Consider the following 20,019-nt stretch of genomic DNA (forward strand, 5'->3'; position numbering starts at 1 on the left):
AGTTCATATGTTCGAACGGGTGGGCGGTGGTGTCGGCTGCGCTTCGTAGTGTGTGCGCCATGAAGTTCAACACGAAGAATCCGCTGCGCAGCGTCAGCCGAAACGATATGTCCCACTCCCCCGCCTACACCCCGGAGGCGCTTGCCGAGGAGATCCGCGAGCGCCACCCCGCAATCATCGAGTCCGCCCAGGCCGTCATGCACCACCCTCGTTCCCTGTCCCGGCCCACCGCCGCGTGGCGCCCGCCGGTGCTCACCCTGCCGCGGGTGGCCAACGGGCCGCAGCTAACTCTGGCCGTGACACGGCGCAGGGTCGGCCCACGGGCGCGGGCCCGGATACAGGGCTACGGAGGCGACCAGGTACCCGCGTACCTGATCGAGGTCCGCATCGCCGACACCACCGGCAGCCTGGTGGACACCGTGCTCACCGAAGCGTGGGTGCGCGCGCTGATCCCTGACGACTGCGCGCACGCAGTGCACGAACTGGCCGGCGCGCGCACGGCGAACTACGTGTGGCTCGTCGACGGCACGTTCACCCCGATCGCCTCGCCGTCGTCGATGTTCGAGGGGCTCAGCGCCGCTTAGCCGCGGGCGGCGTCGCTGCTGTCGTCCTCGTCGATGCCGGGGAGACCCTCGTCTTCGTCGTCTTCTTCGGAGTCGACATCCTCGTCGAAGTCGGCATCGTCGTCCTCGTCGTCCTGGCCGAACAGGTCGTAGATCTCCGGCTCATCAAACTCGTCGTCCACGGGTAGCAGCTGTGACTCCCAGTCCTCGGCCTGGTCGGCGGCGAGCGAGAGCACGTCGAAAAGCCTGTCAAAGTCCGTGAAGCTGCCCAGCTCGAGGCGCTCGGCGTCGATGAGGGCCTCGTCGTGGATGGCGTCGAAGAGGCGGGCGCGGTCCTCCTCGGTCAGTTCCGCGTCGCCGTCGGACTCCCAGAGCTCGCCCTCGGCGTCGTCGAGCACGTCGTCGTAATCGTCCGGCAGCGCGATGAAGGTGACCTTGGCGTGCGGGGTGCCCTCGACGGTGTCGATGGTGACCAAAAGCTCTGCGTTCTCGCCCACCTCGGCGCGCACCTGCTGCGGGTTCAAGTGGTCCTGGAAGAACTCCAGGTCGCCGATGCGCTCGTCGGTGCCCTCCAGCAGGTCGCGCAGCACGGTGATCACCTGGTCGGTGGCCATGTGCTCCGCCACCGCGGCCACGGCGTCCTCCACGGAGAACACCACGGCTACCAGCACGGCCTCGAAGTCCTCGTCGTCCTCGTCCACGTCCGCGGCCGCGATGTAGACGTTGGCGGCCGGCAAGTGCGGATCAATCTCCACGAACTGGATCTCCAGCGCCGCCGTCATGGGCACGAACATGGTGTCGCCGCCCACGCGGGACTCGATGCCTTCGCGGTCGAGCGCCGCTGCGATGTCCTCGAAAAAGCTCATGTCGGTGGTTCCTTCCCAAGCTCGGCCACAACGGGCACAAGCCTAGCCACGAATGCTTGCGCATGCGTGGCATTTCCCTGTCACGGCGGGGTTAACTGTCACCCCATGACGGATGGGCGGCACCGAGCAGCGATGCGGCCGAATCCATCAGGTCCTGGCGGTGGATGCCCCACTCGCGCATGTCAAAGCCCTCCCACGCCCTGCGCTGCGACGCCTTCGGGTCCCACTCCACCCGCATACCAGCGTCGAACACGGCCGTCGCACGTCCCGGCCTATCGTCGGAGCGGAAACCGTAGACCGGCCACTCCTCGCCCGGCGCGCCGGTGTGGAAGAACTGCCCCCAGTGGTGCTGCATCACCCGGCTGACCTCAGTGAACGCCTCAGATCCGCCGAAGACGTCCCAGCGCGAGGCCTTCGTGGCGTTCGGTTCGCCGAACACCGCGCCCAGATCGGCGGTGTGCATCGCGCCCAAGCCCAGCATGCGCATCGCGGCAGACGCGTGGTCGAAGCGGTACATCCACGTGCTCGCCTTCCTGCGGTGTGCGGTGGCCAGGATCACCGTCGGCGCCCAGAACACCGCGTCGGCGATGAGGTCGGCATAGTCGCCGCGCTCCCCGGCGTAGTCGTAGGCGCGCAGTACCGACTGGGCGTTGTCCGGGTCGAACGCCTCCAGCGCCCGGCGCGCCGCCCGCTGGCGAGTCTTTGTGGTTTGGTAGATCGCCTTGGCAAAGCTCGCCTCGTCCGAATTGGTGCCCACGATCAGCGGCACGGCCGCCTGCTCGCCGGCCTCGAAGGTGTCGATGGGGTGCGCGGTGAGCGTCTCCCCGTCCACGGTGGGCATAAAGCTGGTGTTCAGCTGCACCAGTTCCTTGGTGTTGAGCAGCATGGATTGGCCGGCGCGCACGAGTTCCTCGGCGCGGGTCTCGCGCAGGTCGGCCAGCGTGGTGGTTCGCGGCAGACCCATCCGGTTGACCAGTTCGCGCACCCACATCGCGGCCTGCAGGCGCGAGTGCACACTGGCCGGCGGCGGCGATTGGGCCACCGCGCCGTGGAACAGCCCGCGTGCCGAGGGCGAGCACATCAGGTGCACCACGGCCGCCCCACCGGCGGATTCGCCCATGATGGTCACCCGGCCCGGGTCCCCGCCGAAGTTGGCGATGTTCGCGCGCACCCACTCCAGCGCCAGGATCTGGTCCAACAGCGCAGGCGTGGCCACGCAGTCGTGGCCCAGCGAGCGGAAGTCCAAATACCCCAGCACGCCCAGGCGGAAGTTCACGGAGACGTAAACGACGTTCGTGGCGTCGGCAAGCAAATGCCCCTGCAGCACCTTCTCGTTGCTGGCGCCGGTGACAAACGTGCCGCCGTGGAAGTAGACCACCACCGGCAGCTCCTCGTCGGTGTCGGGGCGCACGATGTCGAGCGTCAGACAGTCCTCGGTGCCGATGACGGCGTCGCGCCAGCCGAAGGTGCCCTGCATGGCGGGCGGGGCGAACCGTGAGGCGTCGTAAAGCCCCTGCCACTTCTCCGCGGGCTGCGGGGCGCGGAACCTGCCTGTGTGCGCCGTGGAGGCGCCGAACGGCACGCCGCGCCAGGTGCGCATGCCGGAGCGCGCATCCACCACGCCGCGGACCTTGCCCGCGGTGGTGTCTGCGACAGGGTGCTCGGCGGCAGTCATGGCATCCAGCGTAGACGCATGCGCACAACATCCAACTAAGCTGGACCGACGTAAAAAACCTATTAACGAAAGAGCACACGATGTTCGGCAACAAGAAAAAGAACCAGGACCTCGCCGTCCGCCAGGAAATTGAAGAGGCGCTGCGCGAAGACCCGACGCAGTTAGAAAAGGACGCCGGCCCGCTGGGGCGCGCGTTTATCGGCGCGGTGGATAAGGCTGTTCAGATGCAGACCTCCACCATCCGCACCTACGTGAACTGGCTGCGCCGCCAGAACCCGGAGGCCACGCCTGCGGAGATTCAGAATCTTATGGACGAGCACCTGAAAAACACCGTCACCGGCACCGGCGCGGGCGTGGGTGCCGCAGCCGCCGTGCCCGGCATCGGCCTGTTTACCGGCGCGGCCGCAGTGGCGGGCGAATCTGTGCTGTTTTTGGACCTCGCCGCGTTCTACGCCGTGGCATCCGCCTACCTACGCGGCGAGGACATCGAGGACCCGGAGCGCCGCCGCGCGCTCGTGCTCTCGCTGCTGATGGGCGCGAAGGGCCTGGCGATTGTGGACGCCATGCTTGGCGACGACGCCGGCAAGATCCCCGGCAAGTCCACCCTGACCAAATTCTCCGGCCCGACCCTGTCCAACACCAACAACGTGCTGCAGCGCATCGCCATGCGCTCCATGCGCAAGTCCCAGCGTCGCGCGTGGCTGGGCAAGCTCATGCCACTGGGCATCGGCGCGGTCGCCGGCACCACCGCCAACCGCAAGCTGGCCGACGGCGTGATCGGCAACATCCAGTCCGGCCTCGGCGCGGTGCCGGCAGGTTTTGCCACCCCGCTGCCGGACAAAGACACCGACGAGGATGGCAAGGGCCTGAGCCTGAACCAGAAGGACTTCGCCGCCTGGATCCTGCGCCAGTTCAAGGACGAGGACAAGGACGGCGACAACAATTAACCCCCTGCTCACCAGATCCCTTCGCGCCAACCGGCCCGCAGCCGTCGCCGCCTTTGCCGCCGCCACGCTCGCCGCCGTGTTCCAGACGGCGGTGCCGGCGCTGACCGGCCACGCGGTGGACATCGCCACCGGCAACGCGGAAGGATCGGTGACGCGCACCGCGTGGGCGATGGTCGCCGTCGCCGCGGCCACCTACGTCTTAAGTTTCACCCGCCGCGTCACGGCGGGCCGGCTGGCATCCAGCTCCCAGCACTGGCTGCGCACCGAAATCCTGCGCACGCTGCACCGCTTAGACGGCCCGGGCCAGGACACAATCGTCACCGGACAAATCGTCTCGCGCTCCATCTCGGATTTGAACCAGTACCACATGGTGCTGGCCAACCTGCCCATGCTTCTCACGCGCGTGGTGCAGCTCGCGCTCACCCTGGCGGTGATGCTGTGGATGGACATCCCGTTGACCCTGATGTCGCTGGCGCTGCTGCCGCTGATCCTGTGGGAGGCCAACCGCTCGCGCAAAACGCTCTACGCCGCCACGTGGGTGAACCAGCACGCCACCGCGGAGCTTGCCGAGCACGTCGAGCAGACCGTCTCGGGCGTTCGCGTGGTCAAGGCGTTCGGACAGGAGCAGCGCGAGATCGACCAGCTGGATCAGCTTGGCCGCCACCTCTACGCGGTGAAGATGCGCGCGGCGAAGCTCACGGCGCGCTTCCAGCCGGTCCTCTCGCAGCTGCCCAAGGTCGCGCTGGTGGTCACCATCATCGCCGGCGGCATGCTGGCCATCCGCGGGCAGATCACCATCGGCGAGTTCGTCGCGTTCACGGCGTACCTGACCTCCATGACGTCGATGCTGTCCATGCTGACCAACCAGTACGTGCGCCTGCAGATGGGCATGAGTTCCTTCGACCGCCTTGACGACGTGCTCAAGCTTGCCCCCGCCGCTGAGACCGCCGCAGCCCCCACGGCCGGCACCGGCCTGCGCTTTGACAACGTGCACTTTTCCACCGGCGGCAACCCCGTCCTCAACGGCTTCTCGCTCACCGTCCGCCCGGGCGAAACGGTCGCGCTCGTCGGCCCGCCCGGCGCGGGCAAAACCATGGCCGTCCAGCTCGCCGGCGGCTTCTACCAGCCGGATTCCGGGAGCGTGAAGCTTCTCGACGGCTCCGCCTCCCCCGCCGCACTGCGCCACAAGGTCCTGTGCGTGTTCGACGAGGCGTTTCTGTTCTCCTCGTCCGTGCGCGACAACATCGCCATGGGCTCTCACCTCCCGCCGGATGAGCTCGACGCCGCGGTGCGCGAGGCGGCGCGCCTGGCCTGCGCCGACGAATTCATCGAGCGGTTGCCGGACGGCTACGAAACCGAAGTCGGCGAGCGAGGCCTGACGCTTTCCGGCGGGCAGCGCCAACGCATCGCGCTGGCCCGCGCGCTCATGGCGAAGCCGGAGGTGCTCGTGCTCGACGACGCCACCAGCGCCATCGACGCCGTCACCGAATCCCGCATCCTGGCCAACCTGCGCGAGGAGCTCACAGACGTCGCGGTGCTCACGGTCGCGCACCGTCAGTCCACCGTGGACCACGCGGATGAGGTTGCGGTGGTGCGCGGCGGAGCCGTCGTCAAGTGTGGCCCCCGCGATGAGGTGGTTGAGAGCCCGGAGTACCTGGCCACCATGTCCGCGGACACGCCTACGGAGCTGCCCGCGGCCCCGACCCGCACCGATCTGTGGCCCGAGGTCACCGAGCCCGAGCGCGAGCGCGTGATCGTGCCCACCACCGGTCGCGCGTCCACGGTCAACGCCACCCCGGAGCTGCTCGCCCGGGTGGAGAAACTCCCGGAGGCCACCGAGCAGCCGGATTTGAGCGCCGAGCGCCTGGAGCAGCTTCGCACCCCATCCAGCGACTTCCACGTGCGCGACCTGTTCCGCGCGGTGCGCTGGCTCATCGCCGGCACCGTGGCGCTGCTGGTGGTCGGCGTGCTGGCGGACCTCGCGTTTCCCACCCTCGTGCGCGCGGCCGTGGACCGCGGCATCGCTAACTCGGACCAGGCCAGCCTGATCCACACCGGGCTGATCGCGCTCGGTGTGGTGGCGGTGGCGTGGGCGTCCATGACCGTGATGACGGTGCTGTCCTCGCGCTCCGGCGAGCGCCTCCTCTACGGCCTGCGCCTGCGCTCGTACGCCCACCTGCAGCAGCTGGGCTTGAGCTACTTCGAGTCGCGCCTGTCCGGCAAGATCATGACGCGCATGACCACGGACATCGACACACTGTCCAGCTTCCTGCAAACCGGGCTGGCCCAAGCCATCGTCGCAGTCGGCTCGCTCGCTGGCGTGACGGTGATGCTGGTGGCCACCGACGGCCAGCTCGCCCTCGTCGCGTTCGCCGCCGTGCCCGTCATCGCGCTGGCCACCTGGGGCTTCCGGCACTTCTCCAAGCGCTTCTACGCCGCCGCGCGTGCGCAGATTTCCGCGGTCAACGGCGAGTTCGCCGAGCTCATCGGCGGCATCCGCGTCACCCAGACCCACCTCGCCCAAGACCACTTCGAGTCGCGCTTTGCCCGGATGAGCGACGAATACCGGCGCATCCGCATGAACTCTGTGCGCCTGGTGGGCCTGTACTTCCCCGGCATGCAGTTCGTCTCCCAGGTCATGACCGCGGTGATCATCGGCGTCGGCGCCACCCGCATCGCGGACGGCACGCTGTCGGTCGGCGTGCTCGTCGCGTTCACCATGTACCTCAGCCAGCTCTACGGCCCGATCCAGCAGCTGGGCCAAATCTTCGACTCCTGGCAGCAAGCCACCGTCAGCTTCGACCGCATCCGCGAACTCCTCGCCGAGCGCACCACCGTCCCCGACACCGGCACCCGCCCCGGTGCGCGCACCGCAGCGTCCGGGGAGCTTTCGCTTGACGACGTCACCTTCGGCTACTCGCCGGATTCAGAGCCAGTCATCGACGGCATGGATTTGTCCCTTTCGCCCGGCTCCACCGTGGCTCTCGTGGGTCCGACGGGGGCGGGCAAGTCGACCGTCGTCAAGCTGCTGGCCCGCTTCTACGACCCAGTGGAAGGTGTCGTGCGCGCGTCGGGGACGAACGTCGCCGAGTTCCCGCTGGCGGAGTGGCGGCGCGCGCTCGCGCAGGTGCCGCAGGAGTCCTACCTCTTCCCCGGCACCGTCGCGGACAACATCGCCTACGGGGCCGCCGGCGCCACGGACGCCGAGGTGCAGGCCGCGGTGGAACGCATCGGCGCCCTCGGCGTCATCGGCACCATCCCCGGCGGCTTCAACGCGCGCGTCGGCGAACGCGGCCGGGGCTTAAGCTCCGGGCAGCGCCAGATCATCGCGCTTGCCCGCGCGGAGATGCTCACACCCGCGGTGCTGCTTCTCGACGAAGCCACGGCCACCCTCGACCCCGCCACCGAACGCGCTGTGCTCGATGCCTCCGACAAGGCGATGGCGGGGCGCACCTCCGTCGTCGTCGCGCACCGCCTCGCCACAGCCGCGCGGGCCGACCGCATACTCGTCGTGGATGAAGGACGTATCATTGAAGACGGCTGCCACGAGGACCTCATCTCCGCAGGCGGAAGATATGCCCATATGTGGGCTGTTAACCGATAACGGGGGTGAAACTATGGGCCCCCGTGGAGAGGAACAACCCAAGTTAGCGCGTTACCAGCGCCGACGATTACAGTCAAAGAAACGTTCCGCGAACACAACCCAGAAGGAAGGCGAGAACCTGCCGTGAGCAGCGAAAACACGTTCGGCCAGAACAGCTGGCTGGTTGACGAGATGTTCCAGCAGTACAAGGACGACCCCAACTCGGTGGACGCCGAATGGCGCGAACTCTTCGAGAACAAGGGCGCTCCGAAGACCGCGAAGGGCACCCCCAACGTCACCCCTTCCGACGAGAGCGCAAGCACTCCGAAGACTGACCCGAAGGTCTCCCGCAGCACCGGCGCCCCGAGCCAGGACGGCCGCGAGACCAAGGTGGACGAGGCAGCGGCCAAGGTCGCCGCGAAGCCGAAGCGCCCCGCCGCCCCGGCGAAGTCCTCCCCGCTGGACAAGGTCAACCAGGTCGAGGCAGAGCCCGGCGAGTTCCAGCTCAAGGGCGCTTTCAAGGCCATTGCCAAGAACATGAACGAGTCGCTCGAGGTGCCGACGGCGACCACCGTGCGCGACATGCCGGTCAAGCTCATGTTTGAAAACCGCGCGCTGATCAACGACCACCTCAAGCGCACCCGCGGCGGCAAGGTCTCCTTCACCCACATCCTGGGCTACGCCATTGTCCTGGCCACCAAGCTGCACCCGGACATGAACAAGAACTACAAGGAGGACGGCAACAAGTCCTTCGCGGTGCAGCCGGAGCACATCAACCTCGGCCTGGCCATCGACCTGCCGGGCAAGAACGGCTCCCGCTCCCTGGTCGTCGCCGCCATCAAGGAGTGCGAGAACAAGTCCTTCAACGAGTTCGTCGAGGCGTACGAGGACATCGTCGCCCGCGCCCGCGACGGCAAGCTCACCATGGACGACTTCTCCGGCGTGACCATCCAGCTGACCAACCCGGGCGGCATCGGCACCCGCCACTCCATCCCGCGCCTGACCAAGGGGCAGGGCACCATCGTCGGCGTCGGCGCAATGGACTACCCGGCGGAGTTCGCAGGCGCCTCCGAGGACCGCCTCGCCGAGCTCGGCGTGGGCAAGCTGGTCACCCTGACCTCCACCTACGACCACCGCGTCATCCAGGGCGCGGAGTCCGGCGAGTTCCTGCGCGACATCTCCCAGCTGCTCATCGACGACAAGTTCTGGGACGAGATCTTCCGCTCCCTGCAGATCCCGTATGCGCCGCTGCGCTGGGCACAGGACGAGCCGAACACCGGCATCAACAAGGACACCCGCGTCATGCAGCTGATCGAGGCGTACCGCTCCCGCGGCCACCTCATCGCCGACACCAACCCGCTGCACTGGCACCAGCCGGGCCTGCCCAAGCCGGACTCCCGCGACCTGCTCATGGAAACCCACGGCCTGACCCTGTGGGACCTGGACCGCGTCTTCCACGTCGGCGGCTTCGGTGGCAAGGAGCAGATGACTCTGCGCGAGGTCATGTCGCGCCTGCGCGCCGCCTACACCCTGAAGGTGGGCACCGAGTACTCCCACATCATGGACCGCGACGAGCGCGAGTGGCTGCGCGACCGTGTCGAGGCCGGCATGCCCAAGCCGACCGGCCCGGAGCAGAAGTACATCCTGCAGAAGCTCAACGCCGCCGAGGCCTTCGAGAACTTCCTGCAGACCAAGTACCTCGGCCAGAAGCGCTTCTCGCTTGAGGGCGCCGAGACCCTGATCCCGCTGATGGACGCCATCATCGACACCGCCGCAGGCCAGGGCCTCGAAGAGGTTGTCATCGGCATGCCGCACCGCGGCCGCCTGAACGTGCTGTTCAACATCGTGGGCAAGCCGGTCGCCACCATCTTCAACGAGTTTGAGGGCAACATGCGCGCAGCCCAACAGGGCGGCTCCGGCGACGTGAAGTACCACCTCGGCTTCGAGGGCGAGCACATCCAGATGTTCGGCGACGGCGAGATCAAGGTCTCCCTGGCCGCCAACCCGTCCCACCTCGAGGCCGTGGACCCGGTCCTGGTGGGCATGGCCCGCGCCAAGGAAGACCAGATCAAGCTTGCCAAGGGCCGCGAGGACCACCCGGTCGTGCCGCTGATGCTGCACGGCGACGCTTCCTTCACCGGCCTGGGCGTGGTTCAGGAGACCCTGAACCTGTCCCGCCTGCCGGGCTACACCGTCGGCGGCACCATCCACATCGTGGTGAACAACCAGATCGGCTTCACCACCACCCCGGATTCCGGCCGTTCCTCCTACTACGCCACCGACCTGGCCAAGGGCTTCGACTGCCCGGTGTTCCACGTCAACGGCGACGACCCGGAGGCCGCCGCATGGGTTGCCCAGCTGGCCACCGAGTACCGCCGCGAGTTTGGCAAGGACGTCTTCATCGACCTGATCTGCTACCGCCTGCGCGGCCACAACGAGGCCGACGACCCGACGGTGACCCAGCCGGTCATGTACGACCGCATCAACTCCCACCCGTCGGTGCGCACCCGCTACACGCAGGACCTCATCGGCCGCGGCGACATTACCGAGGAAGACGCTGAGAAGGCAGCACAGGACTTCCACGACCAGCTGGATTCCGTCTTCTCCGACGTCAAGGCGGAGAAGGGCCAGCCGAGCGAGCAGACCGGCATCACCGAGTCCCAGGAGCTCACCCGCGGCCTGGACACCAACATCCCCGAGGAGCAGTTCAAGCGCCTCGCGGACGCGTACGCGAACCTGCCGGAGGACTTCACGCCGAACAAGCGCCTGAAGTCCGTGCTGAAGAAGCGCGGCGGCTCGTTCACCGACGGCGACATCGACTGGGGCTGGGGCGAGCTGCTCGCCTTCGGTTCCCTGGCGGAGCAGGGCAAGTTTGTCCGCCTCGCCGGCGAGGACTCCCAGCGCGGCACCTTCACCCAGCGCCACGCGGTGCTGTACAACCCGGACAACGCCGAGCCGTACAACCCGTTGGACCACAACGCGCAGGAGAACGGCGACGGCGGCCACTTCCAGGTGTTCAACTCCGCCCTGACGGAGTACGCCGGCATGGGCTTCGAGTACGGCTACACCCTGGGCAACAAGGAAGCCGTGGTCGCTTGGGAGGCGCAGTTCGGCGACTTCGCCAACGGCGCGCAGACCATCATCGACGAGTACGTCTCCTCCTCCGAGACCAAGTGGGGCGAGATGTCCTCGCTGATCGCGCTGCTGCCGCACGGCTACGAGGGCCAGGGCCCGGACCACTCCTCCGCCCGCATCGAACGCTACCTGCAGCTCGTGGCGGAAGGTTCCATGACCATCGCTCAGCCGTCCACCCCGGCAAACCACTTCCACCTGCTGCGCCGCCAGGCGCTCGGCGAGATGAAGCGACCGCTGATCGTCTTCACGCCGAAGTCCATGCTGCGCAACAAGGCGGCTGTCTCGCAGCCGGCTGACTTCATCGAGGTGGAGCGCTTCCAGTCCGTCATCGACGACCCGAACTTCGTCGAGCGCGGCAACAAGAAGATCGGCGACACCGACAAGGTCACCACCATCTTGCTGTGCTCCGGCAAGATCTACTGGGAGCTGGCGAAGAAGAAGGAGAAGGACGGCCGCGACGACATCGCGATCATCCGCGTGGAGATGCTCCACCCGATCCCGTTCAACCGCCTCTCGGATGCGTTCAAGAACTACCCGAACGCCAAGGAGATCCGCTGGGTCCAGGACGAGCCGGCAAACCAGGGCGCATGGCCGTTCTACAACGAGCACCTGCGCACCCTGATCCCGGACATGCCGGAGATGGTCCGCGTGTCCCGCCGCGCCCAGTCCACCACCGCAACCGGTGTGGCCAAGGTGCACCAGCAGGAGGAGAAGCAGCTGCTCGAGGAGGCATTTGCAAAGTAGCTTGACGACGGAGCACGTCACCGCGCTCCCCCACAAGCGCTAGGGCCCCAGGGTTGACCCCGGGGCCCTTCCTCGTGCCTGGTATGCGTGTTTAGCGCGCGCCGGCGCTGTCGGCGGAATCGCCTGCGGCGGCACCGTCCTCGTCGGCCTCCGGCAGCTCGTCGTTGTAGATGTTGATGTGGGCGTTTTCCATCATCCACGCCGCCAGGGTGTCCTGGACGTCGGCGCCGCCCTCGATGTCCTCGACCATCTCCTCCAGCGACTTGGTGGAAATGACGCGGGTGATGAAGTTCAGGCGGTTGATCTCGCCGCGGTCGAAGCCGGACTTGTCGAACAGCGGGATGATGTTCTGCGGCAGCTCACCGGAACGCCCGCAGCTTTGCGCCGGCGAAGGATCCACGGTCCGCAGGGTGCTGGGCAGGCCCGCGATGGCTTGGTCGTAGACCACGTCCGAGAACCCGGCCGGCTCCTCCTTCGCTTCTTTCTTCAGGCGTTTGGCGGCCTCCACGTCGGTTTCCTCCACGAGGCGGCCGGTGCAGGTCACCACGAAGTCCACCGGCGTTTCCTTCAGCACGCGCAGCGTGTCGCCCGCCGAGAAATCGGCGGCGGTGACGCTAGTGGGACGGCCCAGCTGCTGCAGCACGCGGCTGTAAATCTCGCCCAGGACGCGCTGCTCCGGGTCGTCGGCGTCGATGCCGATCGCGATCGGTTCCTTGCTGGTGCTCTTCTGTCCGAGCGCGGCGCACCCGGACAGCGTGATCGCGCACACGGAAAGTGCCGCCAGGGCGCGGGTGTGTCTACGCATTAGGCTGCGACGTGTCGTCGATAGGCAATTGGCCCGCGATGAGGTCGCGCGCCTGCGGGGCGGCATCCGGATCGCAGAGCACGTCGTAGTGGCCCGCCACGATCGCCGTCGCCGAGGAGAAGTCGCGCTTGCCGCCCGTGAACGCGTAGGCCACGGCCGCGAAAATCACGCCGAAGATCGCGCCGATGATCAACGTGGTGGTAAACGTCACCCAACCCGAGCCCGGCTCCGTGAAGACCGAGAGGATCAGGCCGATGAACAGGCCCATCCACAGGCCGGACAGCGCGCCGGTGCCCAGCACCTTGCCCCAGGTCAGGCGGCCGGTGATCTTCTCCACCTGCATGAGATCCACGCCCACGATGGACAGCTTCTCCACCGGGAACTCCCGGTCAGAAAGCGCATCCACCGCGGCTTGCGCCTCCGCGTACGTTTTGAAGCTGCCGACAGGCCAGCCCGTGGGAACCTCGCGCGCGGGCACGCGAGACGAGTTGCTCATGGGATTTGTCATGCCCACCAGTGTATCCGTTCGACCGCGGGGCACCGTTATACTGCAGGGCAACATGGCTACTGAACACAACATCACAGAGCAGGACGTCCTCGCCGCACTCGAGCGCGTGGAGGACCCCGAGATTGGCAAGCCCATCACCGAGCTGGACATGGTGGAATCCGTGCGCATTGACGGCGCGGACGTGGCCGTGGGCATCTACCTGACCATCGCCGGCTGCCCGATGCGCGACACCATCGAAGACAACACACGCGCCGTGTTGGAGGAACTCGACGGCGTCGGCGACGTCTCTGTCACCCTGCACACCATGAGCGACGAGCAGCGCCGGGCGCTGGCGCTGAAGCTGCGCGGCGAGCAGACCGGGCCTGCGATCCCGTTCGCCGACCCGGACACGCGCACCCGCATCTTCGCCGTCGCCTCCGGCAAGGGCGGCGTGGGCAAGTCCTCCATGACCGTGAACCTGGCCACCGCGCTATCCGCGCAGGGCCTGAGCGTGGGCGTGGTGGACGCGGACATCTACGGACACTCCGTGCCCGGCCTGATGGGCTCGAACAACAAGGGCCCAACGGTTGTCGACGAGATGATCATGCCGCCGATCGCCCACGGCGTGCGCCACATCTCCGTGGGCCAGTTCGTGGAAGGCAACGCGCCGATCGTGTGGCGCGGGCCCATGCTCACCCGCGCGATCCAGCAGTTCCTGGCGGACGTGTACTGGGGCGACTTGGACGTGTTGTTCATGGATCTGCCGCCCGGCACCGGCGACGTGGCCATCACGGTGGCGCAGCTGGTGCCGACCGCGGAGCTGCTCATCGTGACCACCCCGCAGGCCGCCGCCGCGGAGGTGGCCGAGCGCGCCGGCACGATCGCGCAGCAGACCGACCAGAAGATCGCCGGCGTGATCGAGAACATGTCCGGTATGACCATGCCCGACGGCACCGTGATGAACATCTTCGGCGAGGGCGGCGGCGAGCAGGTCGCCGAGCGCCTGACGCAGCTGACGGACTCCGACGTCAAGCTGCTCGGCTCCATCCCCCTGGACCCGAAGCTTCGCGAGCACGGCGACACCGGCACCCCCGTCACCATCTCCGAGCCGGACTCCCCCGCCGCCAAGGCCATCCAGGCGGTGGCGGACCAGCTGAAGGTGCGCCGCGAGTCGCTCGCCGGCAAGAGCCTCAACCCACGGGTTAAGTGATGTCCTCCCAGGAGAAGCTCCTGCCTTTCGACGGCCGCTCCGCCTGATCCGGCCTCGGCCGCTCCTGCGGCGCAGGCTGGCTCTGCTGCGACTGCGCTGAACGCGGTCCGGAGCGGGTGGGTTCCGGCTCTGATTGCGCCGTGCCTGCCTCGTCTTCGAACAGCACCTTCGCCATCGCGCGGCGCGGGCCCATCGCCGCGTACTGGGAGACGGTGTTGATGGGCTTTTTAAACTCTTCGAATTCGCCCAGCTCCCCGTTGAGCTCGGCCTTGGCGTTGTTGATGGCCTTCTTCGCGGCGTAGATCGCCGCGCGCACATCCTCCACGACAGACGGCAGGCGTTCGGGCCCGATCACGATGAGTCCGATGATCAGGATGAAGAAAATCTCGCCCCAGCCGATGTTGGAAAACACCTACAACACCCTACTCCCCGCGGCGCTTCAGCGCGCCCAGAGCCGACTGCAGCGCCGCGCCGAGGTTGGTGCCGAGGTCAGTGGCCAGCTTCCTGCCCCGACCGCGCGGACCCGGCGCCTCTCCCACCCCGTCGAGGTCCTCGGCGCACATGCCCGCCAGGCGCTCCACCAGCGACACCGGGGCGTGCACGCTGGAGTTATCCACCACGCGAAGCCGGTTCGCGGCGCGGCGCTGGGCGTCGACCTCGGCGCTGCACTCCTCGCAATCCTCCAAGTGGCGGGCGGCGCGACGGAACGCCGCATCTGACAGCTCGCCGTCCACGAAGGCGGCGACCGCCTCCGGGTTCAGGTGGTCGGTGGAGTTGAATTCGCGTTTGGACATTGACATCACGTCGCTTGTTAGCGGGTGCGGATGAGTTCCTTCGCGTGCGCGTCGTCAAGCGCCTGCTTCTCCAGCGACTCCCGCAACTGCGCGCGCCCGCGGTGGATGCGGGAGCGCACGGTGCCCATCTTCACGCCGAGGGTGTCGCCGATTTCCTCGTAGGTCATGCCCATCACGTCGCAGAGCACGACGGCGACGCGGAAATCCGGCGCGAGATCGTCCAGCGCGCGCTGCAGCGCCGGGTCCAGGTTGGCCACGTTGTAGGCCTCCTCCGGCGTCATGTCGGTGCCGGGCACGCGCTCGTAGTCCTCCGGCAGCGCCTCCATGCGGATCTTCGCGCGGCGGCGCACCATGTCCAAAAACAGGTTGGTGGTGATGCGGTGCAGCCAGCCCTCGAAGGTGCCGGGCTGGTAGTTCTTCAGGCTGCGGAACACGCGCATGAAGGTCTCCTGCGTCAGGTCCTCCGCGTCGTGCTGGTTGCCGGAGAGGCGGTAGGCAAGGCGGTAGACGCTGTCGGCGTGTTCCTGCACCAGCTCCGACCAGGTGGGCATTGCCCCCTCGCCCGCGTCGAACGCGGCAGTGCCGGACAGCTGGCTTTCCTCAGAGGTCATAGCAAGTAGTTTGGCAGACTCACCTCCCGGAATCCAGCGCGTCTCCTGTGAGCTCCCTGGGCATGTGCGCCCCGCTATGATTGCGCGTGTGAGTGAGACTGCGTTTACCCAACTGAGCACCTACATCGACTCCCGACGGGACCACCTGCCGGATGAGGTGGGCGAAGCGCTCGCCCGCGCCCGCGAGGACGCCGAGGAAAACGGCGTGCCGGTTCCCAGCCAGCTTGTGGGCGATCTGCTGTCCGTGCTGGCGGCGGGCAACGAGGCCTCCCAGGGTGCGGTCGCGGTGACCCCTGCCGCGGGGGTTGCGGGCCTGCACATCCTCGCCGGCCTGCGCGAGAAAGCCACCCTGACCTGCATCGAGCCGGAAGCGGCGCTGCAGGCGGGCGCGAAGGAGGCGTTCCGCGCCGCGGGCTTCGCGCCGTCGCGGGTGCGCTTCCTCACCTCCCGCCCGCTGGATGTGATGGGGCGCCTGGCCACCGGCGCGTACCAGCTCATCTACGCCGACGTCTCCGCCGTGGAGCTGCGCCCGCTCATCGACGCCGCGTGGCCCCTGCTCGCCCCCGGCGGCACGCTCGTCATCGCGGGCTCGCTTCTCGACGGCACCGTGGCCGACCCCACCCGCCGCGACCGCGACACTGAAGCGGCGCGCGAGGCGGACGCTTACGTCGATACGCTTGCGCTCGAAGATGCGGCCCTTGCGCGCCTGCCTCTCGACGGCGGGCTGACGCTTCTGACCAAGCGCCGCTAAATTACCTCGCTCTTGCCCACGCACACCACGCCGTTGTCGGAGACGGTGAAGCGCTCCCCGTCTCGCTGCGCGTCCACGCCGATGGTTTCGCCGTCGGAGACGTAGACGTTCTTATCCAGGATGCAGTGGCGCACCACTGCGCCCTTGCCCACGCGCACGCCCGGCATCAGCACTGAGCCTTCCACGGTGGCGCCTTCCTCCACGCGGACGTCGGTGGAGAGCACCGAGTTGCGCACCGTCGCACCCGAAATGATGGAGCCGGACGCCACGATGGACTCCTGCGCGATGCCGCCCATGACAAACTTCGCCGGCGGCAGGTTGTCCTCCTCCGTCGCGTGGATGGGCCACGCCTTGTTGTAGAGGTTGAACACCGGGTGCGAGGAAATCAGGTCCATGTGGGCCTCGTAGAACGAGTCCACGGTGCCCACGTCGCGCCAGTAACCGCGGTCGCGCTCGGTCGCGCCCGGGACCTCGTTGCGGGAGAAGTCGTACACGTTCGCCTCGCCCTGGGCCACGAAGTACGGGATGATGTCGCCGCCCATGTCGTGGGCGGAGTCCTCGTTCTGCTCGTCTTCCAGCAGCGCCTGGATCAGCGCCTCGGTGGAAAAGCAGTAATTGCCCATGGACGCGAACGTGGTCTCCGGGTCGTCCGGGGTGCCCGGCGGGTCCGACGGCTTCTCCAGGAACTCGGTGATCGTGCCGTCGTCGTCCGCCTGGATGCAGCCGAACGCGTGCGCCTCCGAGCGCGGCACGCGAATGCCCGCCACGGTGGCGGCCTTGCCCGAGGCGATGTGGTCCTCCACCATCTGCGACGGGTCCATGCGGTAGACGTGGTCCGCGCCGAAGACCAGGACGTAGTCCGGCGCATCGTCGTAGATCAGGTTCAGCGACTGCACAATCGCGTCCGCCGAGCCCGAGTACCAGCGCTTGCCGCGGCGCTGCTGCGCCGGCACCGACGCGATGTACTGCTGCGTCGGGCCGGAGACGTTCCACGCGGTGGCCACGTGGCGGTCCAGCGAGTGGGACTTGTACTGGGTCAGCACCGCGATGCGCATGTAGCCCGCGTTGACCAGGTTGGACAGGACAAAATCGATGAGACGGTAATTGCCGCCGAACGGCACGGCGGGCTTGGCACGGTCAGCGGTCAGCGGAAACAGGCGCTTGCCCTCACCGCCGGCCAGTACGATGGCGAGAACTCGAGGCTGGCTTTTCATGACAGCTAGGCTAATGAGAATTTCAGGTCCCTGCAGGGAATCGCGCGCGTAAGTAGGCTCGGCGGTCATGAAAGTCGGAATGTTCACCCGCGAATACCCGCCGGAGGTCTACGGCGGCGCCGGCGTCCACGTCACCGAGCTGACGCGCTTCATGCGCGACATCGTCGACGTGGACGTGCACTGCATGGGCGCACCCCGCGACGCGGAAGGCGTTTATGTCCACGGCGTCGACCCCGCGTTGGAGGACGCCAACGGGGCAATCAAGACACTGTCCACCGGCCTGCGCATGGCGGACGCCGCCGCCGGGCTGGACGTGGTGCACTCCCACACCTGGTACGCGGGCCTCGGCGGGCACCTGGCCGGCCAGCTGCACGAGATCCCCCACGTGGTCACCGCCCACTCCCTGGAGCCGGACCGCCCCTGGAAGCGCGAGCAGCTCGGCGGCGGCTACAACGTCTCCTCCTGGTCGGAGAAGAACGCCTTCGAGTACGCCGATGCGGTCATCGCGGTTTCCGCCGGCATGAAGGAGGCAGTCCTGCGGGCCTACCCGCGTGTCGACGCTTCTAAAGTCCACACCGTCTTAAACGGCATCGACCCGCAGAAGTGGTACCCCGACTCCGGCACCATCGCCGAGGAGCTGGGCGTGGACCCGGACAAACCCGTCGTGGCCTTCGTCGGGCGCATCACCCGCCAAAAGGGTGTGGCCCACCTGCTCAAGGCCGCCCAAGCCTTCGACGAGGACATCCAGCTCATCCTGTGTGCCGGTGCCCCGGACACCGAGGAGATTGCGGCGGAGACCGAAGGGCTCGTCGACAAGCTCAAAGCTTCTCGCGACGGGGTGTTCTGGATCCAAGAAATGATGCCCGCGGAGAAGGTGCGCGAGGTGTACTCGCTTGCCGACGTGTTCGTGTGCCCGTCGATCTACGAGCCGCTCGGCATTGTGAACCTTGAGGCGATGGCGTGCGAGACCGCCGTGGTAGCCTCGCGCGTCGGCGGCATCCCGGAGGTCGTCGTGGACGGCGAAACCGGCGTGCTGGTGGACTACGATGCCAACGACACCGCAGGCTTCGAGGCCGCCCTGGCCGAAGCCGTCAACGCCGTCGCAGGCGATAGCGAGCGCGCCGCCGCGATGGGCGCGGCCGGGCTCAAGCGGGCCAAAACCGACTTTTCCTGGGCAACCATCGCGCAAGAGACCGTAGAGATTTACAAGGGGCTGAACAGATGACCGTTTACCGTCCGGAACTGCACGTCACCGCCGAGCGCGGCATCCTCGAAGGCCCCGCCGGCATCTACCGCACTGGGGCCGCATCGGAGCGCGTGTGGAACATGTTTTACCAGTACCGCCCCACCCCCGACGCGCCCAGCCGCTGGGGCCACCAGCAAAGCGAAGAAGACGCGTTTAGCTGGGTGGACTGCAACGACGTCATCGTGCCCGTCGGCGGCGAAATCGCCGTGCGCGCCGGCAGCGTCTCCGCCGCCGGCGACGGCGTGGACCTGTACTTCACCTCCGCCACCGCGGCCGGCAACACGATCCAGGTCGCGCACGTGCCGCACGTCGACGAGCTGTGCGCAGACCTCGACGAGGACACCGACCTGGACGTTTCCGCGGCCGCGTCCCGCCTCGGCGCCGTCGTCGAAGACGTCGCCGGCGTGAGCAACTTCCGCTCCCCCTGCGTCGTTCCCGATTGGGACGCCGACACCGACCGCGACGACGCCCACGACGGCTGGCTCATGCTCGCCGTCTCCGGGCCCGAAACCGCGCCGAAGCCGGTCGTGCTCACCTCCGGCGACGGCCGCGACTGGACGCTCGAGGGCATCCTCGAATTCGAGGGCGAGACCGGCTTCGACCTTGATGCCTCCCTGGTCGCCCCGCGCATCGTGCGCCTGCGCGACGAGGTGGACGGCCAAATCCGCGACGTGTTGTTTGTCACCCTCGAGCGCGACGGCAAAGACACCGCCGTCTATGCCGTCGGCGAACTGCGCGGCCACACCTTCCGCGTGGACACCCCGTTCACCATCGTCGACCACGGCCACGACTTCACCCGCCCCCGCAACACCACCTACAACCTGGTGGAAACCGCGAAGCTGTACGAGCGCGCCTATCTCTACGGGTTCATGACCAACACCGACCGCGCCGGCGACCCCACCAAAGAGCCCAACTGGGACGCCGAAGGCTGGGCCAACGCCCTGACCCTGCCGCGCCGCGTCACCCTGCAGGGCGGCCGCATCTACCAGGTCCCCGCCCCGGGACTGCCGGACGCCGTGGACAGCACCGACCGCGCCCGCATGTGGGCCGGGCTGTGCGAGGTCACGCCGGGCTCCTCGGTCATCGTGGAAGTCCTCGACGGAAACGGCGAACCTGGCGTGGTGATCACCCACTCCGGCGACCAGATCACCCTCGACCGTTTGGACGGCTCCCCCGCCAGCGCCGCGCTCAACGACGAGGACGAGGACAACATCACCGTCATCGTCGACGGCTCCACCATCGAGGTCTACGCCGGCGGCGGCAGCGTCGTCATGTCCTCGCGCGTGTGGCTCGACGGCGGCTGCTCCGGCATCCGCACCCGCGCCCACGACGGCGCGGAGATCCACTCCGAGTGGCGCCGCGGCTACGTGCGCTAACGCGCTGAGGCT

Annotated in this window: 16 protein-coding genes; 8 read left to right on the forward strand and 8 right to left on the reverse strand. The window is 67.7% G+C overall.

Annotation, left to right across the window (positions count from 1 at the left end):
* The first annotated feature begins 59 nt into the window (after positions 1-59).
* Entirely contained in the window at positions 60-584 is a 525-nt protein-coding gene (locus tag ACF3NP_RS05500) for a hypothetical protein (RefSeq protein ID WP_392399043.1), read from the forward strand.
* Here the strand turns inward: ACF3NP_RS05500 and ACF3NP_RS05505 are convergent.
* Together ACF3NP_RS05505 and ACF3NP_RS05510 are read right to left on the reverse strand one after the other, a co-directional pair.
* Positions 581-1,429, reverse strand: coding sequence for a hypothetical protein (locus ACF3NP_RS05505; RefSeq protein WP_392399044.1), 849 nt, complete (start codon positions 1,427-1,429; stop codon positions 581-583). The genes ACF3NP_RS05500 and ACF3NP_RS05505 overlap by 4 nt on opposite strands.
* 91 nt (positions 1,430-1,520) lie before the next feature.
* Complete coding sequence (locus tag ACF3NP_RS05510; protein ID WP_392399045.1) at positions 1,521-3,104, reverse strand: carboxylesterase/lipase family protein; 1,584 nt, start codon at positions 3,102-3,104, stop codon at positions 1,521-1,523.
* 80 nt (positions 3,105-3,184) lie between these two features.
* Here ACF3NP_RS05510 and ACF3NP_RS05515 point away from each other — a divergent pair, with 80 nt between their 5' ends.
* The 3 genes from ACF3NP_RS05515 (at position 3,185) to ACF3NP_RS05525 (ending at position 11,513) form a co-directional block, all read left to right on the forward strand.
* Positions 3,185-4,051 carry a hypothetical protein gene (locus ACF3NP_RS05515; RefSeq protein WP_392399046.1) on the forward strand — a complete coding sequence of 289 codons (867 nt, stop codon included), beginning with the start codon at positions 3,185-3,187 and terminating at the stop codon, positions 4,049-4,051.
* Positions 4,047-7,655 (forward strand): ABC transporter ATP-binding protein, encoded by a 3,609-nt coding sequence (locus ACF3NP_RS05520; RefSeq protein WP_449257611.1) that lies wholly within the window; start codon positions 4,047-4,049, stop codon positions 7,653-7,655. Before ACF3NP_RS05515 ends, ACF3NP_RS05520 begins: the two co-directional genes overlap by 5 nt.
* 123 nt (positions 7,656-7,778) lie before the next feature.
* Positions 7,779-11,513 carry a multifunctional oxoglutarate decarboxylase/oxoglutarate dehydrogenase thiamine pyrophosphate-binding subunit/dihydrolipoyllysine-residue succinyltransferase subunit gene (locus ACF3NP_RS05525; protein WP_392399048.1) on the forward strand — a complete coding sequence of 1,245 codons (3,735 nt, stop codon included), beginning with the start codon at positions 7,779-7,781 and terminating at the stop codon, positions 11,511-11,513.
* A gap of 91 nt (positions 11,514-11,604) precedes the next feature.
* Here ACF3NP_RS05525 and ACF3NP_RS05530 read toward each other — a convergent pair whose 3' ends face one another.
* The gene (locus tag ACF3NP_RS05530) at positions 11,605-12,318 is read right to left on the reverse strand and encodes a hypothetical protein (RefSeq protein WP_181888187.1); all 714 of its coding nucleotides are present in this window, start codon (positions 12,316-12,318) and stop codon (positions 11,605-11,607) included.
* Positions 12,311-12,826 carry a general stress protein gene (locus ACF3NP_RS05535; RefSeq protein WP_392399049.1) on the reverse strand — a complete coding sequence of 172 codons (516 nt, stop codon included), beginning with the start codon at positions 12,824-12,826 and terminating at the stop codon, positions 12,311-12,313. Before ACF3NP_RS05535 ends, ACF3NP_RS05530 begins: the two co-directional genes overlap by 8 nt.
* A gap of 52 nt (positions 12,827-12,878) precedes the next feature.
* Here ACF3NP_RS05535 and ACF3NP_RS05540 point away from each other — a divergent pair, with 52 nt between their 5' ends.
* On the forward strand, positions 12,879-14,015 hold the full coding sequence (locus ACF3NP_RS05540) for an Mrp/NBP35 family ATP-binding protein (RefSeq protein WP_392399050.1): 1,137 nt from the start codon (positions 12,879-12,881) through the stop codon (positions 14,013-14,015).
* Here ACF3NP_RS05540 and tatB read toward each other — a convergent pair.
* The 3 genes from tatB to sigE are packed head-to-tail and all read right to left on the reverse strand — an operon-like array spanning position 14,008 to position 15,420.
* Complete coding sequence (gene tatB, locus ACF3NP_RS05545; protein WP_239305985.1) at positions 14,008-14,427, reverse strand: Sec-independent protein translocase protein TatB; 420 nt, start codon at positions 14,425-14,427, stop codon at positions 14,008-14,010. The two genes, ACF3NP_RS05540 and tatB, sit on opposite strands and share 8 nt — an antisense overlap.
* Positions 14,428-14,437: 10 nt before the next feature.
* The gene (locus ACF3NP_RS05550) at positions 14,438-14,809 is read right to left on the reverse strand and encodes an anti-sigma factor family protein (RefSeq protein WP_181888183.1); all 372 of its coding nucleotides are present in this window, start codon (positions 14,807-14,809) and stop codon (positions 14,438-14,440) included.
* Positions 14,810-14,826: 17 nt separating this feature from the next.
* Positions 14,827-15,420: an RNA polymerase sigma factor SigE gene (gene sigE / locus ACF3NP_RS05555; RefSeq protein ID WP_239305986.1), complete on the reverse strand. Its 594-nt coding sequence runs from the start codon at positions 15,418-15,420 to the stop codon at positions 14,827-14,829.
* Between the two features lie 76 nt (positions 15,421-15,496).
* Here sigE and ACF3NP_RS05560 point away from each other — a divergent pair, with 76 nt between their 5' ends.
* The gene (locus tag ACF3NP_RS05560) at positions 15,497-16,171 is read left to right on the forward strand and encodes an O-methyltransferase (RefSeq protein ID WP_392399051.1); all 675 of its coding nucleotides are present in this window, start codon (positions 15,497-15,499) and stop codon (positions 16,169-16,171) included.
* Here ACF3NP_RS05560 and glgC read toward each other — a convergent pair.
* Positions 16,168-17,385 (reverse strand): glucose-1-phosphate adenylyltransferase, encoded by a 1,218-nt coding sequence (gene glgC, locus ACF3NP_RS05565; protein WP_181888180.1) that lies wholly within the window; start codon positions 17,383-17,385, stop codon positions 16,168-16,170. The genes ACF3NP_RS05560 and glgC overlap by 4 nt on opposite strands.
* A 67-nt stretch (positions 17,386-17,452) precedes the next feature.
* On the opposite strand from glgC, the gene glgA reads away from it, so the two are divergent.
* Complete coding sequence (gene glgA / locus ACF3NP_RS05570) at positions 17,453-18,610, forward strand: glycogen synthase (RefSeq protein ID WP_392399052.1); 1,158 nt, start codon at positions 17,453-17,455, stop codon at positions 18,608-18,610.
* Positions 18,607-20,007 (forward strand): GH32 C-terminal domain-containing protein, encoded by a 1,401-nt coding sequence (locus ACF3NP_RS05575; protein WP_392399053.1) that lies wholly within the window; start codon positions 18,607-18,609, stop codon positions 20,005-20,007. Before glgA ends, ACF3NP_RS05575 begins: the two co-directional genes overlap by 4 nt.
* Positions 20,008-20,019 lie beyond the last annotated feature (12 nt).

Origin of the sequence: Corynebacterium lehmanniae (assembly GCF_043161975.1) — a bacterium.
In the GTDB taxonomy this organism is placed as follows: domain Bacteria; phylum Actinomycetota; class Actinomycetes; order Mycobacteriales; family Mycobacteriaceae; genus Corynebacterium; species Corynebacterium lehmanniae.